Annotated in this window: 17 protein-coding genes and 1 pseudogene; 9 read left to right on the forward strand and 9 right to left on the reverse strand. The window is 67.2% G+C overall.

All coding sequences use genetic code 11. The features are described from left to right. The first annotated feature begins 97 nt into the window (after positions 1-97). Positions 98-724: an alpha-ketoglutarate-dependent dioxygenase AlkB gene (locus tag ACLMAJ_RS21515; protein ID WP_412015572.1), complete on the forward strand. Its 627-nt coding sequence runs from the start codon at positions 98-100 to the stop codon at positions 722-724. A gap of 39 nt (positions 725-763) precedes the next feature. On the opposite strand, the gene ACLMAJ_RS21520 is transcribed toward ACLMAJ_RS21515, so the two are convergent. After that, on the reverse strand, positions 764-1,603 hold the full coding sequence (locus tag ACLMAJ_RS21520; protein ID WP_412015573.1) for a hypothetical protein: 840 nt from the start codon (positions 1,601-1,603) through the stop codon (positions 764-766). Between the two features lie 155 nt (positions 1,604-1,758). Here ACLMAJ_RS21520 and ACLMAJ_RS21525 point away from each other — a divergent pair, with 155 nt between their 5' ends. Continuing rightward, positions 1,759-2,472 (forward strand): HD domain-containing protein, encoded by a 714-nt coding sequence (locus ACLMAJ_RS21525; RefSeq protein ID WP_412015574.1) that lies wholly within the window; start codon positions 1,759-1,761, stop codon positions 2,470-2,472. Between the two features lie 12 nt (positions 2,473-2,484). On the opposite strand, the gene ACLMAJ_RS21530 is transcribed toward ACLMAJ_RS21525, so the two are convergent. Then, on the reverse strand, positions 2,485-3,060 hold the full coding sequence (locus ACLMAJ_RS21530) for a TetR/AcrR family transcriptional regulator (RefSeq protein ID WP_412015575.1): 576 nt from the start codon (positions 3,058-3,060) through the stop codon (positions 2,485-2,487). An 82-nt stretch (positions 3,061-3,142) separates the two neighbouring features. Between ACLMAJ_RS21530 and ACLMAJ_RS21535 the strand changes: the two genes are divergently transcribed. Together ACLMAJ_RS21535 and ACLMAJ_RS21540 are read left to right on the forward strand one after the other, a co-directional pair. Then, positions 3,143-4,126, forward strand: a complete 984-nt coding sequence (locus ACLMAJ_RS21535) for a quinone oxidoreductase family protein (protein WP_412015576.1) — start codon at positions 3,143-3,145, stop codon at positions 4,124-4,126. A 66-nt stretch (positions 4,127-4,192) separates the two neighbouring features. Further along, positions 4,193-5,350 (forward strand): serpin family protein, encoded by a 1,158-nt coding sequence (locus ACLMAJ_RS21540; RefSeq protein WP_412015577.1) that lies wholly within the window; start codon positions 4,193-4,195, stop codon positions 5,348-5,350. A gap of 58 nt (positions 5,351-5,408) precedes the next feature. On the opposite strand, the gene ACLMAJ_RS21545 is transcribed toward ACLMAJ_RS21540, so the two are convergent. Both ACLMAJ_RS21545 and ACLMAJ_RS21550 read right to left on the reverse strand, forming a co-directional pair. Beyond that, positions 5,409-5,924, reverse strand: a complete 516-nt coding sequence (locus ACLMAJ_RS21545; protein WP_412015578.1) for a DMT family transporter — start codon at positions 5,922-5,924, stop codon at positions 5,409-5,411. Further along, a complete protein-coding gene (locus ACLMAJ_RS21550) occupies positions 5,921-6,445 on the reverse strand; it encodes a DMT family transporter (RefSeq protein ID WP_412015579.1) in 525 nt (174 codons plus the stop codon). The genes ACLMAJ_RS21545 and ACLMAJ_RS21550 overlap by 4 nt, the downstream gene beginning before the upstream one ends. A 310-nt stretch (positions 6,446-6,755) precedes the next feature. Here ACLMAJ_RS21550 and ACLMAJ_RS21555 point away from each other — a divergent pair, with 310 nt between their 5' ends. Continuing rightward, entirely contained in the window at positions 6,756-8,012 is a 1,257-nt protein-coding gene (locus ACLMAJ_RS21555) for an ArsB/NhaD family transporter (RefSeq protein WP_412015690.1), read from the forward strand. Between the two features lie 251 nt (positions 8,013-8,263). Here ACLMAJ_RS21555 and ACLMAJ_RS21560 read toward each other — a convergent pair whose 3' ends face one another. Genes ACLMAJ_RS21560 through ACLMAJ_RS21575 form a run of 4 tightly spaced genes read right to left on the reverse strand, consistent with a single transcriptional unit; the run spans position 8,264 to position 10,808 of the window. Then, the gene (locus tag ACLMAJ_RS21560; protein ID WP_412015580.1) at positions 8,264-8,530 is read right to left on the reverse strand and encodes a YciI family protein; all 267 of its coding nucleotides are present in this window, start codon (positions 8,528-8,530) and stop codon (positions 8,264-8,266) included. 1 nt (position 8,531) lies between these two features. Beyond that, entirely contained in the window at positions 8,532-9,029 is a 498-nt protein-coding gene (nusB, locus tag ACLMAJ_RS21565) for a transcription antitermination factor NusB (protein ID WP_412015581.1), read from the reverse strand. A gap of 37 nt (positions 9,030-9,066) precedes the next feature. Then, on the reverse strand, positions 9,067-9,630 hold the full coding sequence (efp, locus tag ACLMAJ_RS21570) for an elongation factor P (RefSeq protein WP_412015582.1): 564 nt from the start codon (positions 9,628-9,630) through the stop codon (positions 9,067-9,069). A 50-nt stretch (positions 9,631-9,680) separates the two neighbouring features. Then, entirely contained in the window at positions 9,681-10,808 is a 1,128-nt protein-coding gene (locus ACLMAJ_RS21575; RefSeq protein WP_412015583.1) for a M24 family metallopeptidase, read from the reverse strand. Positions 10,809-11,100: 292 nt separating this feature from the next. On the opposite strand from ACLMAJ_RS21575, the gene ACLMAJ_RS21580 reads away from it, so the two are divergent. The 4 genes and pseudogenes from ACLMAJ_RS21580 (at position 11,101) to aroB (ending at position 14,942) form a co-directional block, all read left to right on the forward strand. Further along, positions 11,101-11,559 carry a prepilin peptidase gene (locus ACLMAJ_RS21580; protein WP_412015584.1) on the forward strand — a complete coding sequence of 153 codons (459 nt, stop codon included), beginning with the start codon at positions 11,101-11,103 and terminating at the stop codon, positions 11,557-11,559. 181 nt (positions 11,560-11,740) lie between these two features. Then, positions 11,741-12,934 carry a chorismate synthase gene (aroC, locus tag ACLMAJ_RS21585; RefSeq protein WP_412015691.1) on the forward strand — a complete coding sequence of 398 codons (1,194 nt, stop codon included), beginning with the start codon at positions 11,741-11,743 and terminating at the stop codon, positions 12,932-12,934. Continuing rightward, positions 12,931-13,449: pseudogene (locus ACLMAJ_RS21590) on the forward strand (shikimate kinase); the annotation flags it as partial. The gene aroC and the pseudogene ACLMAJ_RS21590, both read left to right, overlap by 4 nt. A gap of 371 nt (positions 13,450-13,820) precedes the next feature. Further along, complete coding sequence (gene aroB / locus ACLMAJ_RS21595) at positions 13,821-14,942, forward strand: 3-dehydroquinate synthase (protein ID WP_412015585.1); 1,122 nt, start codon at positions 13,821-13,823, stop codon at positions 14,940-14,942. Between the two features lie 70 nt (positions 14,943-15,012). On the opposite strand, the gene ACLMAJ_RS21600 is transcribed toward aroB, so the two are convergent. Then, positions 15,013-15,489, reverse strand: coding sequence for a B-4DMT family transporter (locus ACLMAJ_RS21600; protein ID WP_412015586.1), 477 nt, complete (start codon positions 15,487-15,489; stop codon positions 15,013-15,015). Positions 15,490-15,524 lie beyond the last annotated feature (35 nt).

Here is a 15,524-nt window from a genome sequence, read left to right on the forward strand (position 1 = left end):
TCACGCCACGGACCGGTTGGGTCCATTCGACTACAGGCGGTCGCGGTTTGCGCCGAAGGACTAGCACATACGTTCGATCAGACGTAGATTCGAACTCATGTCGACACCATTCCAGGGTTCGCTGCTCGACGGGTTCGACGATGTCCACCTCGAAACGCTCGACCGGATCCGGCGAACACCGCTGAGCGGCGGCGCGTGGGTGGATGTGCTGCCGAACTGGCTCAGCGGTGCGGACACATTGTTCGAGAGGCTTGTCGACGAGGTGCCGTGGCAGGCCGAGCGGCGGCCGATGTACGACCGGGTGGTGGACGTGCCGCGACTTCTGCACTTCTATGAAGAAAACCGAGCGCTACCCGATCCGATACTCGACGATGCGCGCGACGCCTTGAGCAGCCACTATCGGCGCGAGCTCGGCGAACCTTTCGAGACGGCGGGCCTGTGCTACTACCGCGACGGGCGCGACAGCGTCGCCTGGCACGGCGATACCTCCGGCCGCGGCGCCACCCACGACACCATGGTCGCGATCCTCTCGGTCGGCGCACCGCGCGCGCTGCTGCTGCGGCCACGCGGCGGCGGCGAGAGCCTCCGCTACGCCGTCGGCCACGGCGACCTACTGGTCATGGGCGGCTCCTGCCAGCGCACCTGGGAACACGCCGTACCCAAGACGCGGAAACCGGCGGGACCACGGATCAGCATCCAATTCCGCCCTCGCAACGTGCGCTGATGATCGCGCGGTATGTCGTGTTGAAGGCGAAGCGCGCGATCAGTCGGTGACCGTGGGCTGCTCGATTGCCGGGAAGCGGCGGCGCCGAATTGTCGCGGCCTGCGACCAAATTGCGCGGTCCAACTCCTCGGCGTCGCCGTCCGCTCGTGCGAGCACCTCGGCGCGCGCCTGGCTCGCGAGGCTCACCTTTCGCCGATACTGGCGGAATATCTGTACCTCACCGGTGTAGTCGGCCTCGTCGAGATAGGTGTAGTCCATCCCGTCTGTGGCATAGGTGCCCAGTGTCGCCAGATCGGTTGCCCAGCTGCGCAATTGATCGGGAGCGCCGAAGATCGTGACCAGCCCGCCCAGGCGATCGACCCAGGCCGGTACGGCCGAGCGATCCCGGTGCGGCCAGATCCGCTCGCCGGGGCCGAGTGCGCGCCATTCGCGCAGTTCGTCCACCGCCTGCCGCAAGCCGAAGGTCTGCCAGCGCACGGTGCCCTCCGAACGCTGCCGGAACGGGAGTTGTCGTCGCAGCGCGACGGCGGCGGCGCGGGTGAAGACCGTCCGCTCCGAGGGCACCACAACGATCGGATCGGCGGGCGCGGCGTCGAAAGGGTTCGGGTCCAGGTGTTCGGGGTCGATCACGATCAAGGTGCCGGATCGCCGCTGATACGCGAGACCCCAGAGCAGCCTGGCGAGGACCCGTGCACCGCGCCAGTCCGACAGAACGTGCCAGGTGTCGTGAAAATGATTGGTGGAGAAGCGGAAATCGCTGCCGGGGCGCAGGCTGATCACCGTGTAGACACGGCCGTCGAGCACCATGGTGCGCCGGTGCAATTTCAACATCTCGTCGGCGGCCGAACCTCGTCGCGGCCGCTTGTCTTGCGCGGCCACGGTTACCTCCAGTTCATGCCTCGCGTGCCTACCAAGGACACCATGAGCCGCGAGCCCCGGCAACGCATTTTCCCGGCTGGGTATATTCCGGTACCCCCTCATCGCAGTGGCACAGAGCACAGCGCCGACGACGGCCGCACCGATAGATTGACCCTATGAGCAATCCTGGGGCGGGGGTTTTGGCCGTGATGCCGCTGCATACGATCAGCGAGGTCTACGGCGAATCCGGACTGCGTGAACGACTACTGCTGGAGATCGCCGAGCTACCGGACACCGAGCGGCTCACCCGAGCCCTCGACCTCGCCGAGCAGCTGCATCGCGACGATCGCTACGGCCGGGAGCCGTATCTCAGCCATCTACTGCGCGTGGCGATTCGGATCATCAGTCACTACGAGGTCCGCGACGCCGATTTGATTGCCGCCGGCCTGCTACACGACGCGGTCGAGGATCACGCGACCGAACTGGCGGGCGACCGCCAAGGACCCGCGACCACCGCCGCGCTGGCCGAGCTGACCGACCGATTCGGTGCGCGAGTGGCCGATATCGTTGCCGCCGTAACGAATCCGGAGCCCGACCCGTCGATCGACCGGCACATCCAGTACCGAGCGCATATCGCGGCCAATCTCGATCGCGCACCGTTGGCCCGGGTGGTGAAGCTCTCCGACTTCACCGACAACGGGGTAGGCATCCTGTATGCCGACGGACCGCACATGGAGAAGCTCGCCACCAAATACCGCCCGCTGACCGACGTCTACCGCGAGCTCGTCACTCGTGCGGACACCCCGCTCGCCGAGCACGTCAAGCGCCACATCCTCGACCAGCTCGACCGTGCCGACGAACGTTTCGACGCGATCCTGGCGCACGACTGACCGAGCGCCGACTCAGCGGATAATCAATACCGACTCGACCAGTTCCCGGACCGCACCGAGCAGTCGCTCCGTCTCGCCCGCGCGAGCCATCTGCGGCACCATCGCGGCACCGAGGGCTCCGAACAGCAACCTGCCGACCACCTCGGCGTCCAGGTCCGGCCGGGCCTCGCGCAGCAGCGCGGCGATGTGCTCGTCCCAGAATTCGTGGATCTCGGCGGCCTGCGGGTGCGGCGGGCCCTGGAGATAGGCGACGGTCACTTCGATGTTGTCGGTCATCATTCGCACGAATGCGTCGAAGAAGGCCAGCAGCCGCGCATCCGCGGGGGCCCCGGGCCCGAGCGGCGGCGGGCCGGTGCGGACGGCGTCCATGAGCGCGAAGGTGGTCTCGGCGATCATCTCGTGCAGCAGTCCCGCGCGGTTGCCGAAGCGATGGAAGATCGTGCCCTTACCCACCCCCGCCGCGGCCGCGACCCGATCCATGGTCAACGCGTCCGCGCCGTGTTCGGCGAGCAGCGCGGCGGTCGCTTCGAGGATCGCCCGCCGGTTACGCGCCGCATCCGCTCGCTCCTTTGGGCGTTCGTCGGCCATTCCACCACCTTCGTTGACAACTTGACCGCCGGTCCATATTGTTGCCAACATCTGGACCGACAGTCAAGTTATGGAGTTATCAATGAAGGCAATCGTAATGACGGGCATCGGCGGACCCGAGGTCCTGGTCGCTGGAGAGGTTCCCGCGCCGCGGCCGGGCCCCGGCGAGCTGGTGATCCGCGCCGAGGCGATTCCGGTCTTGTTCCCCGAGACCATGCTGCGCTCGGGACAGTTCCCGACGCCCATCGAGCCGCCGCTGGTGTTCGGCTTTCAGGCGGCAGGCGTGGTCGTCGAGGTCGGAGAAGGGGTGGCAGCCGAGCTCATCGGAGAGCGAGTTGTCGTGGAGACCACAGGTTTCGGGTCATACGCCGAATTAGTGTGTGCGCCAGCGGGTTCCGCGCTCCGAATTCCGGATGGGCTTTCGGTGGCCGACGCGGCCTCGGTGCTTATGAGCGGATCGGTAGCGCTGCCGCTACTGGAAACCGCGGCCATGACCGGCACCGAGACGGTGTTGATCGAGGCGGCCGCGACGGGCGTCGGCAGCGCGCTGACGCAACTCGCGAAGGAATACGGCGCGGCCCGCGTCATCGCGACGGCGGGTGGAACCGAAAAAGCCGCGAGAGCAAGGGATCTCGGCGCGGACGAAGTGATCGACCATAATGACCCGCACTGGCCGAGCCGACTGCGCGAAGCCCTCGGCGACGCCACGATCGACGTCGTCTTCGACTCGATCGGAGGCAGCACCGCCGTCGACGTACTCGCCACCATGACACCGCTGCGCGGCCGGATGCTCAGCTACGGCTGGCTCTCCGGCGCACCGGCACAGGTAGGCGTCGCCGACCTACTCTCTCGCGGCCTGACCCTCACCGGCTGCGCGGGCCCGGACTGGCTCGCTCGAGTCGCCAAGGCTCGTACCGCGACACTCGAGCGAGCAGCCTCCGGAACCCTCGACGCGCTCGTGGACGCGATCCTCCCGTTGAGCGAAGCGAGCAAAGCCCATCAGCTCGTCGAGGATCGCTCCCCCATCGGCAAGATCATCCTCCGCCCTGAGTCGCTCGACGCATGAAAGTCCTAACCCCTGTCTCGTGGCGACAGACCGTCCTCGGGGCCGATTGCGCATAACGTGGGTGCGGTGCAGACATCTGTGGCGCCGCATGTAATCGCGACCAATGATCTGACCGCGCGGTGGTGCTCCGCAGCCGGTACCGATGACTTCGTCGTATCCGGTGCCGGTTTGTGGCCGCTGCTGGCGCTGCTCGCGGCGGCCGCGGACGGGCAGGCGCGGTCGGAACTGGAAGCCGCGATCGGAGTGTCCGCCGATGTGGCTGCTTCCGCGGCGCTCGAGCTGCTGCGCACGCTGTCCGACGCCGAGGATGTATCGGCCGCACTCGGCCTATGGGTGCGCGATGACCTACCGCTGCACCAGGATTGGGTTCGACGTTTACCTGCGGGCACCATCGACCGACTCGGCGAACAAGCTGTTCTCGACGACTGGGCCACACGGCACACCGGTGGGCTCATCGAGAAGTTCCCGCTGCGGATCGATCGCGACACCTTGCTGGTCCTCGCCACCGCCCTTGCGGCGAAGACCAGCTGGGAAACACCGTTCGAGGCCGTCGAATCGGCGTTCGACACCGGCCCGTGGCGCGGGCACCGAGGACCCGGCCTCGCCCGCGTCACCACTCGCCTCACCGATGCCGCGATCCTCGATGGACCGACACCGATCACCCGGGTGGTCGTCACCGGCACGGCCGACGTGGACGTACACCTCCTCCTCGGCGCGGCGACACCGGAGGTCGTTCTCGCGGCCGGTCTCGACGCGTTGAGCGGTGCGGTCCCGATCCGCACCGAAATCCCCGACGCAACCGTCGGCCCTGGCCTCACGGTGCGCAAGCACACCGGGAGATCTCGGCGAGATCTGCTCGAAGTTCGACTGCCGCCCTTCGAGATCCGATCGGGGCACGACCTCTGTGCGCAGCCCGAACTGTTCGGCCTGACAACAGCGACCGACAGCAGCTACGGCCACTTCCCCGAGATCTCCCCCGACCCGCTGTACGTGGCGCAGGGCGCACAGGAGGTCCTCGCCAGATTCACCCGAACCGGATTCGAGGCGGCGGCGGTCACCGCGTTCGATATGGCGCGGGCGGCAAGCCTTCCGCCCCAACGCCTCGTCACCACGGTCTCCGTCGCCTTCGACCGCCCGTTCGGCTTCATCGCGGTGCACCGGCCAACCGGCCTTGCTGTGGTCGCAGGCTGGGTGGCCACCCCTACGACAGAGCCGATCGGTTGACCGAACCGCTCGAATCAGGCTGGGCCACGGGCGAAGTGAGCGGCGCGGTACAGCACCATCAGTACTTCGCCATCAGGTAGGAGCCGACGATGATCATGGCGCACGCGCCGATTCGCTTGGCATTTATCCTGCGTCGCGGGAAACCCATCACTCCGTAGTGGTCCATCGCGGTGGCGAGAAACATCTGTCCACCGATGATCAAGGCGTTGAAGGTGCCGATACCGACGCTGGAGGCGACAGTGATCATGGCGAAGATCGCCGCGCCGCCGGTAAGACCACCCAGCGGCGCCCACTTGGGCATGGCGGCGATAGCGGCGCGGGTCGGCAATTGCCGGGTGGACGAAAATACCAGCGAGACAATGAGAATGACACCGACGCCGGTGAGGGCAACGGCATAGGAGATCACTCCGCAAAGCCACACGTTGTCCAGCGCCAGCTTCAGCGTGTTCTGACACCCGGCCTCGACGGATCGCAACGCGCCGCCGACCAACAGGAACACGAAGACCAGGGCAAGTGCCGAGCGCGGCAGCGTCGTGCGTGGCTCGGGCTCGGTGGTGGTAGTCGTGGTGGTCATCGGAAGATCCCTTCGGCAGGCACGGTGGTGGGCGAGGCGGGTTCTCGCTTCGTCGTGTCGCTGGCCATCAGATAGACCGCGACCGTGATCAACACGGCGCCGACCAGGCGCGGCGGGGTCAATTCCCTGGCGGCGAACCCCATGAGCCCCAGGTGGTCCATCACCAGCGCGACCAGCATCTCGCTCACGATGACAACCGCGTTGAACATCGCGACGCCGACATACTTGGCGACGGTGATCATGCCGACCACCGCGACACCGCCGATCAAGCCACCGAACGGCGCCCACCACGGCATGTTTCGCAGGTCATCTAGGCTCGGCAACGCCGAAGGAGAGACCACCCTGGATACCGCGAGGAAAATCAGGAATCCGGCCAGCGCGACGGCGTAGGAGAACACCGCGCACAGCCACATGTTCTGCACGTGGATCTTCTGGGTGTTCTGGCACCCGACTTCGATGGACCGCAGCCCACCGGAGACCAAGATGAACAGAAATACGAGACCGAGGCTAATGGCGACCATGACGAAACACGTCCTTTGGTTCGGGGAGCAAACACCATCACGAACCCGGCGATGTTCGGCTCGACCGGCACTCTCCGGGGAACCGAATCCCCGTCTGTTATCGACACCACCAATCGTGACTCACATAACGTACCGTTGACCAATGGCACCGTCAATAGCGGCCCGTGAGTTAGCGCACATCTCGGAAACCGTTGCAGGAGAGGCATGATCGTCGCGCTCCGTGGGGTCGAGCGACGCCACCACCCGCTACCCTGCCACTGCCTGGCCAACTCGGAAGCTGAACCGCGGCCGCATGGCCCCTGCTGAGAGGATGGTGAACGTGCCCGAGCAAATCGTCTCCTCCGCACGGAAACCGCCATCGACCGAACCACCGTCACGATGGCGGCTGAGCACGCTGGACTCGGTGCGACTCGGACTGCTGGTTGCCGGACTGCTGTGCGTGGCGACCGGGCTGCTACCCAAGGCCGAGGCGGCCGACAATATGCGGCGGATCGGTCCGCTTTTGCTGTTCCTCGGCAGTGTGATCGTGCTGGCCGAGCTCACCAGGCAGGCCAAGGTTTTCGATGTGATCGCCCATCGCATCGCCATCGTCGGCCGCGGCCACTATCCGGCGCTGTTCGGGCTGTGTGTGCTGTTCGCATCGGCGACCACGATCTTGCTGAATCTGGACACCACCGCGGTGCTGCTCACACCGGTCATGCTCGCACTCGCGATACCCGCCAGGATTCCACCGTTACCGCTGGCGATGACCACACTGTGGCTGGCCAATACCGCGAGCCTGCTGCTGCCGGTTTCCAATCTCACCAATCTGCTCGCCGCGAACCGAGTCGCGTTGGATACCACCCATTTCGCCGCACGCATGTGGGCGCCGCAGCTGGTGTCGATCGCGGCGACGATGATCTGCCTGTGGGTCTGGTATTGGCGACGCGGCCTGCGCGACGCGGACCGCTATGTGCCGCCGGAGCCGGTCCGTCCGGAGAACGGCACCCAACGCGCGCTGCTGTACACGACGGCGGGCGCGTGCGTGCTGTTCATCCTGGCCATCCCGTTCGTCGGCGATAGCATCGGCATCGCCGCCACCCTTGCCGCGGCCATCGCGGTGGCGGCCTTCGCCATATTCGACCGTTCATCGCTGCGCCTATCGCTGATCCCCTGGCGGCTACTGGTTTTCGTGGTCGGACTGTTCCTGGTGCTGCCCACGCTGAGCAGGTTCGGGTTGTCGGAGGCCATGGGCCGGCTGATCGGGGCCGACCCCGGCGCGCTCGGCGCGTACCGCGCGGCGGGCGCGGGCGCGACGTTGTCCAATGTGGCCAATAACCTGCCCGCCTACACCGCGGGCGAGTCCGTCGTACCGGAGGAGAATCGAAACCAGCTGCTGGCCTTGCTCATCGGCACGAATGTCGCCCCGTTGGTCACGCCGTGGGCGTCCCTCGCCACCCTGCTCTGCCTCGAATTCTGCCGCAGCCACAAGGTCCGAGTCCCCATGCTCCGCTTCGTCCTCACCGGCCTCGCCCTGGCAACCATCGCGACAACCGCTGCTGTCGCGGCCCTTTTGCTCACCGACTGACCACTTGACCTCGAGTGGGGTTGAGGAACCAAGATCGACACTGTGTGCAGGGCCGACGGCGTCGACCAGTCACTGGTGCACCGCCTCGACCGCACACCCGAACCCGTGGGCCGTCACACCGACGGTCCGCGGTGCGCTCCCGCTGGGCCCGTACACCCACCAGCGGGAGCGCTGGGGTGCACATCGGCGAGGCTCCGAAACAACAACAGCCGCACACCTTTTCAGGCGCGCGGCTGTTGCGGATGTTCAGCTCAGGCGGAGACGACGATCTCCCACTCGTAGACCGTGAGCTCCGAAGACCCCGTGGTGTGGACCGGGTCGGAGAAGGCGATCTCGCGGGCGGCGTCGAGGCTGTCGGCGTGGATGACGTAGGCGCCACCGGTGCCGTCGGTGAAGCGACCACTCTCGACCAACTGGCCGCGTTCGAGCAGACCCGCGAGGAAATCGCGGTGCGGCTCGATGGCCGAGGAATCGAAGTCCGGCCTGCGCATCGCCATCACCAGGTACTTGTTCGCCATGTCAGGCCTCGGGCTCCTGGCGCGGCGGCGCTGTCGCCGCGGCGGCGGCGCGCACCTGGGGCGCGACGAGCACGACCTGGCCCAGTACGCCGTTCACGAAGGACGGTGAGTCGTCGGTGGAGAGCTCTTTGGCCAACTCCACGGCCTCATCGACGGCGACCACCGGCGGAACATCGTTGGCGTGGAACAACTCCCACACCGCGATCCGCAGGATGGCACGGTCGACGGCGGGCAGCCGGGACAGCTCCCAGTCCTTGAGGTAGGACTCGATGGTGCCGTCCACCCGGTCGAGATCGTCGGCGACGCCCTCGACAAGGGTCTTGGTGTACGCATGCACCGGGGCGACCGCCTGGTCCTGGGCGGCCAACTCGACGCGCTCGGAGACCAGATCGGCCGCATCGACGTCGCGGGCTTCCGCCTCGAAGAGCAGGTCGACCGCGCGGCGGCGCGCCTTGTGCCTGGCGCCGAGCTTTTTGTACGTGGGTTTCTGTTCGGCCACCGTCACATCATCCCCCTGTGTGCCCGGCGGTGGGTGATCAGGAGTTCACCCGGCCGAGGTAGCTGCCGTCACGCGAGTCGATGCGCAGCTTGTCGCCGCTGTTGATGAACAGCGGGACCTGCACCTCGGCGCCTGTTTCCAGCGTGGCCGGCTTGGTGCCGCCGGTGGAGCGGTCACCCTGCAGGCCGATGTCGGTGTGCTGCACCTCGAGCTCGACTGTGACCGGGAGCTCGACGTACAGCGGTGCGCCCTCGTTGGTCGCGACCTGCACGGACATGTTCTCCAGCAGGAAGCGGGAGCTCGGTCCGATGGTCTGTTCGGTGATCGAAATCTGGTCGAAGGTGTCGCCGTCCATGAAGACGAAATCCGAACCATCGTGGTACAGGTAGGTCATATCGCGACGGTCGACGACGGCGGTCTCCACCTTGACGCCCGCGTTGAAGGTCTTGTCGACAACCTTGCCGGACAGCACGTTCTTCAGCTTGGTCCGCACGAACGCGGGCCCCTTACCCGGCTTGACGTGCTGGAATTCGATGATCTGCTGGAGCTGACCGTCGATCTTCAGCACAAGGCCGTTCTTGAAGTCGCTGGTGTCCGCCACTGTCCTCGGATCTCCTCGTTCGTAATATCTACGGTCTCGGGCAACCGGCGTCAGTCGACGACGGTCAAGTCTTTGCTGGTGTTGGTGAGCAGTTCCGGGCCCCCTTCGCGCACCACGAGCGTGTCCTCGATCCGGACGCCGCCGCGGCCGGGAAAGTACACACCTGGTTCGACGGTCACCGCCACGCCAGACAGAAGTGTACCGGTTCCGGTTTTGGCGATTCCCGGCGCTTCATGAATCTGCAGTCCCACCCCGTGCCCGAGACCGTGCACGAACAGCTTCCCGTGCCCGGCCGACTCGATCACCGCGCGGGCGGCCGCATCCACGTCGGCCACCTGCGCACCAGGTGTCAATGCCTCGCGTCCGGCTCGCTGCGATTCCTGGACCAGGGCGTATACCTCGCGGTGCCAGTCCGTCGGCGCGCCGAGCACGAAGGTGCGTGCCATATCCGAGTGATAGCCGCCGACTACCGCGCCGAAGTCGAGCTTGACGAAGTCGCCGGTGGCGAGCACGGCTTCGGTCGGCCGATGATGCGGGACAGCCGAATTCGCGCCGGTTGCGACGATCGTCTCGAAAGCCACCGCCGCGGCGCCGTGCTCGAACATGGCCCACTCGAGATCTCTCGCCACCTGCCGCTCGGTGCGGCCGGGGCGCAGCGCACCGCGCTCGAGCAATGTGGCGAGTCCGGCGTCGCCCGCGGCGCACGCGGCGCGCAGTTGCTCTATCTCGTATGGGTCCTTCACCATCCGCAACTGTTCGACAAGCCCGGGAGTCGCGACGAACTCGAGGCCGGTGCACTGCTCGATGAAACCGCGGTGCTGGTCGACGGTGACGATGTGGCTCTCGTAGCCGACTCGGCCGAGCTGCCACTCCCCCGCGAGTTCCGCGATCCTGCGGGCAGTGGCCCTTGCGATCTCGGCCCGCAGGTCCGGCACCTGCTCGGAAACCTGGGTCCGGTACCGGCCGTCGGTGCCGATCACCGTGCGCTCCTCGGCATTGCGCATATCCCAGGAGTGCACGAGCAGTGTGGCGTTGGACCCGGTGAACCCGGTGAGGTATCTGATGTTCACCAGGTCGGTGACCAGCAGTGCATCGACCTCGTTCTCCACCAGCAGACTCCGCAGCGCACCGCGACGCGCTGCGTAGTCGGGCCAACGGCGCGCGTGATCAGCAGACATGTGTTCAAAGCTACCGCCGACACGCAACAACCCGACACGCAACACGGACACCGGCGATCGGAGGATCCCCCGGCCGTGGCGGCGCGGCCGATCGGCCGCTTCGGAGAACGGACAAACGCCGCATTACGACTCGAACGAAATCCACTCTGCCCCCGCACAATTACGCGCGGAAGCGACGCGGACACCCGGCCGCGACACCGAGCGGATCGATCGTTGTTCACATATCGATCGGCTATCGACAATTCGTGAATGAGGCTTGATCGGCGAGCGCGTTCGACAAAGGCTGGTAGCCATGGACTTTGCTGCATTCTCCCTGCTCGTGGCATGGTGCGGGACACTCACCGTCATCGATATCCGGCACCGCAGGCTGCCCGACGCGCTCACCGGACCGGGCGCGCTGATGATCTTCGGATACGCGTTGTTCACAACACAATTCACAACCGCGCTGCTCGGTGCCGCGTTGCTGGCGATTCCCTACCTGCTGGTACATCTGGGTTCGCCGGAGGCGTTCGGCGCGGGGGATGTGAAACTCGCGATCGGGCTCGGCGCGGTGGCCGGGCTCGGTGGTGCGCAGGCGTGGGTGCGGGCGGCGCTCGCCGCGCCGATCCTGACCGCCGCGCTCGGCGTGGTGGCGCTGGCCGTCCGAAGGATGCGAGCCGAGACAGACCGCACCCGACGACTCACCGTGCCACATGGGCCTGCGATGTGCCTGACGACGCTGCTGGCGCTTGCCGCGACCCGTGGCAGCTGACGCAACCTTCCGACACGCCGGTCGGAGCCACCCGTCCCGGGCTCGGCGGCCATCGCGCCGCGGCAACCTGGCCGGTGACAGCGGGTGGCCCCGCGCCCATGTCGCCGACGCGCCGACCGTGCCCGTGATCACGTCGGGCCGCATGCCGGAGCACCCACGTCGACATGGGAAGATGGACAGCGTGTTGCGCTGGATAACTGCCGGAGAATCCCATGGTCCCGCTCTCGTCACCATCCTCGAGGGGATGGTGGCCGGTGTCGAGGTGACCTCCGAAGAGATCTCCGCGCAGCTCGCACGGCGCCGGCTCGGGTACGGGCGCGGCGCGAGGATGAAGTTCGAGGCCGACAAGGTCACCATCGTCGGCGGTGTGCGCCACGGCCGCTCCATGGGTGGACCGATCGCGATCGAGATCGCCAACTCCGAGTGGCCGAAGTGGACGATAGTCATGTCCGCCGACCCGGTAGATGAGACCGAGCTCGCCGATCTGGCACGTAATGCGCCGCTCACTCGCCCCAGGCCAGGGCACGCCGACTACTCGGGCATGCTCAAGTACAACTTCGACGACGCCCGCAATGTGCTGGAGCGGGCCAGCGCCCGCGAAACCGCCGCGCGCGTCGCGGCGGGCACCCTCGCGCGCAACTTCCTGCGCCAGGCATTCGGTGTCGAGGTCGTCTCGCACGTCGTCTCGATCGGAACCGCCGTGAACACCACCGGGGTGATCCCGGGCGCGAGCGATCTGGCCGCCATCGACGAGAGCCCGGTGCGCGCGTTCGACAAGGACGCCGAGGCCGCGATGATCACGGAGATCGAGGCTGCCAAGAAGGACGGCGACACCCTCGGTGGCGTCGTCGAGGTCGTCGTCGAGGGCCTGCCCGTCGGACTCGGCTCCTTCACCAGCGGCGAGAACCGGCTGGACTCGCGCCTTGCCGCCGCGCTGATGGGCATTCAGGCGATCAAGGGCGTCGAGGTCGGCGACGGTTTCGAGACCGCGCGCCGCCGCGGCAGCCTGGCACACGACGAAATGAAGCGAGGTCCCGACGGGGTGCTGCGCTCGACCAACAGGGCGGGCGGCCTGGAAGGCGGCATGACCAACGGCGAGGCTCTTCGGGTCCGCGCCGCGATGAAGCCGATCTCGACGGTGCCGCGCGCGCTCGCCACGGTCGACATGACCACCGGCGAAGAAGCCGTCGCCATCCACCAGCGCTCCGACGTGTGCGCCGTGCCGGCCGCGGGTGTGGTCGCCGAGTCGATGGTCGCGCTCGTCGTCGCGCAGGCCGCGCTGGAGAAGTTCGGTGGCGACTCGCTGACCGAGACCCTGGACAACATCACCAGCTACGTCAAGCGCATCAGCGCCCGCCCACACATGCCGCAATGATCGTCCAGACCGATCCGCGCGCACCGCGCGTGGTGCTGGTCGGACCGCCCGGAGCAGGGAAAACCACGATCGGCCGCAAGCTCGCGAGGGAACTCGGTGTCGAGTTGTACGACACCGATACCGGCATCGAGCGCGAGACCGGGCGCACCATTCCCGAGATCTTCGCCACCGACGGCGAACCCGAGTTCCGCAAGATCGAGGAACGCGTGGTGCGCCGCGCCATCCTGGCCGAACGCGGTGTCGTGTCACTGGGCGGCGGTGCCGTGTTGTCCAAGGAAACCAGGGCGCTGCTGCGTAACCGCACCGTGGTCTACCTGGAAATCAGTGTGGCCGAAGGACTTCGCCGCACCGGCGCGAGCACCGGAAGGCCGCTGCTCAACGGCGCCGACCCCGGCACGAAATACCGGGAACTGATGCGCAAGCGCCGGCCGCTGTACCGGGAGGTCGCCTCGGTCCGGGTGCGGACCGACGGTCGCAGTCCCGGTCGCGTGGTGCGCATGATCATGGCGAAGCTCGATATGGATTCGGTCCTTCCGCAAGACACAGAGCCCGACGCGGCGGCGGCAACCGGCACCGCGCTCGCGCAGAGCGCGGCATCGGCCGAGGACAGCGGTAAGACGCAGCGCGGCGGGAACACCGAGGGCACCGGAAAGTCGCAGGGCAGCAACAGGTCACGCGCGAGGCGCGCGGCCAGGTCGAGAGCCGCGGCGCGCCGCAAGGCCGCGCAGGGCGAACCGCAGCAGCAGAATAAGACCGAGGCAACACCCACACCGCAGGAAACCCCCGGCAACACACCGACACCGGGCAGCCGGTCGCGGCGCGCTCGCGCCCGACGCGCCCGTGCACGCTCGACCAATCAAACGGCACGAACAGAATCGGAGCACCCATGACCGAGCCGACTCGTCTCCAGGTCCGCACCGCCGACCCGTATCCCGTGATCATCGGCCGCGGGCTACTCGGCGAACTGGTCGATGCGGTCAACGGCGCGACCACCGGCGTGCGGACGGTCGCGATCTTCCATCAGCCGCCGCTGGCCGAGACCGCGGAAGCCGTGCGCAAGGCCCTGGCCGACACCGGTATCGACGCGCATCGCATCGAGATCCCGGATGCCGAGTCCGGCAAGGAGCTGGCCGTCGCGGGCTTCTGCTGGGAGGTGCTCGGCCGCATCGGCCTGACCCGCAACGACGTCGTAGTGAGCCTCGGTGGCGGCGCGGCCACCGACCTGGCCGGGTTCGTCGCCGCCACCTGGATGCGCGGAGTCAATATCGTGCACGTGCCGACCACGCTGCTCGCGATGGTCGACGCGGCTGTCGGCGGCAAGACCGGCATCAATACCGAGGCGGGCAAGAACCTGGTCGGCTCCTTCCACGAGCCCGCCGCGGTCCTCGTCGACCTGGTGACGCTGGAAACGGTGCCGCGCAACGAGATCGTCGCGGGCATGGCCGAGATCATCAAGGCCGGTTTCATCGCCGACCCAGTGATCCTGGAGCTGATCGAGGCCGACCCAGAGGCCGCGATCGACCCCACGGGGGAGGTGCTGCCGGAGCTGATCCGCCGCGCGATCCAGGTGAAGGCGGACGTGGTCGCCGCCGACCTCAAGGAGGCCAGCCTGCGCGAAATCCTCAACTACGGGCACACCTTGGGGCACGCGATCGAGCGCCGCGAGCGCTACCGCTGGCGCCACGGCGCCGCCGTCTCGGTCGGACTGGTGTTCGCCGCCGAGCTCGGCCGCCTTGCCGGGCGCCTCGACGATGCCACCGCCGACCGTCATCGCGCCATCCTGCAGAGTGTCGGCCTGCCGACCGGCTACGACGCCGACGCACTCCCGCAGCTGCTGGACGCGATGCAGACCGACAAGAAGACCCGTTCGGGTGTGCTGCGATTCGTCGTCCTCGACGGTCTGGGCAAGCCGGGGCGTCTCGAAGGCCCCGATCCGGCGCTGCTCGCCGCCGCGTACTCGGCCATCGCCAAGGAAGACAGCCCGAGCAGCGGCGCGATCCTGCTGTAGCCGACAACGGAAAACGGCGCATCTCCTGTGCGGAGGTGCGCCGTTTTCGTTTGCTTGCCGATTGCCGGTATCAGGCGGGTCTCGGCCCCTTGGTGAGCGCGGTGGGCGGCGCGGACCAGCTGTCGGCCTTGCGGCCCGCCAGCATGCGGCCGATGGCGACACCGAGCAGCGCGGGCATGAAGATCAGCAGGACGATGAACGCGGCGGAGGCGGTCAGCTCGAAGAGCAAACCGTTGTCGCCGAGGTCGAAGCGGGGCGCCCGGTCCAGGATCCAAGCGACGAGGCCGCTACCGACGCCACCTGCCACAGCGGCCTTCAGCCACAGGATGGTCAGATCGGAGCCGCGCTCCGGGTCGGGGTGGGCGGCGCGGTCCTTTCGACCGTCGAGCAGGCCCCAGAATCCGATGGCGCCGAGCAGGACGACGAGGGCCAGGATCCGCATCCACGCCCCATTCGTCGGCCAGTACACCATCGCGAATCCCAGCACGGCACGCAGGACGACAACCAGCGCACCGAGGACTGCGGCTCGCAACACCCAAGCATTCATATCCAACACAATAACCTGCGCCGCACGGATCCAAA

The organism is Nocardia arseniciresistens, assembly GCF_046764875.1.
Classification (GTDB): domain Bacteria; phylum Actinomycetota; class Actinomycetes; order Mycobacteriales; family Mycobacteriaceae; genus Nocardia; species Nocardia arseniciresistens.

What these genes read in the sequence shown, in the direction of transcription:
- ACLMAJ_RS21515 (WP_412015572.1), top strand. Translation starts at nt 98, where the DNA reads ATGTCGACACCATTCCAGGGTTCGCTGCTCGACGGGTTCGACGATGTC.
- ACLMAJ_RS21525 (WP_412015574.1), top strand. Translation starts at nt 1,759, where the DNA reads ATGAGCAATCCTGGGGCGGGGGTTTTGGCCGTGATGCCGCTGCATACG.
- ACLMAJ_RS21530 (WP_412015575.1), bottom strand. Translation starts at nt 3,060, where the DNA reads ATGGCCGACGAACGCCCAAAGGAGCGAGCGGATGCGGCGCGTAACCGG.
- ACLMAJ_RS21535 (WP_412015576.1), top strand. Translation starts at nt 3,143, where the DNA reads ATGAAGGCAATCGTAATGACGGGCATCGGCGGACCCGAGGTCCTGGTC.
- ACLMAJ_RS21545 (WP_412015578.1), bottom strand. Translation starts at nt 5,924, where the DNA reads ATGACCACCACGACTACCACCACCGAGCCCGAGCCACGCACGACGCTG.
- ACLMAJ_RS21550 (WP_412015579.1), bottom strand. Translation starts at nt 6,445, where the DNA reads ATGGTCGCCATTAGCCTCGGTCTCGTATTTCTGTTCATCTTGGTCTCC.
- ACLMAJ_RS21555 (WP_412015690.1), top strand. Translation starts at nt 6,756, where the DNA reads ATGGTGAACGTGCCCGAGCAAATCGTCTCCTCCGCACGGAAACCGCCA.
- ACLMAJ_RS21560 (WP_412015580.1), bottom strand. Translation starts at nt 8,530, where the DNA reads ATGGCGAACAAGTACCTGGTGATGGCGATGCGCAGGCCGGACTTCGAT.
- ACLMAJ_RS21575 (WP_412015583.1), bottom strand. Translation starts at nt 10,808, where the DNA reads ATGTCTGCTGATCACGCGCGCCGTTGGCCCGACTACGCAGCGCGTCGC.
- ACLMAJ_RS21580 (WP_412015584.1), top strand. Translation starts at nt 11,101, where the DNA reads ATGGACTTTGCTGCATTCTCCCTGCTCGTGGCATGGTGCGGGACACTC.
- aroB (WP_412015585.1), top strand. Translation starts at nt 13,821, where the DNA reads ATGACCGAGCCGACTCGTCTCCAGGTCCGCACCGCCGACCCGTATCCC.
- ACLMAJ_RS21600 (WP_412015586.1), bottom strand. Translation starts at nt 15,489, where the DNA reads ATGAATGCTTGGGTGTTGCGAGCCGCAGTCCTCGGTGCGCTGGTTGTC.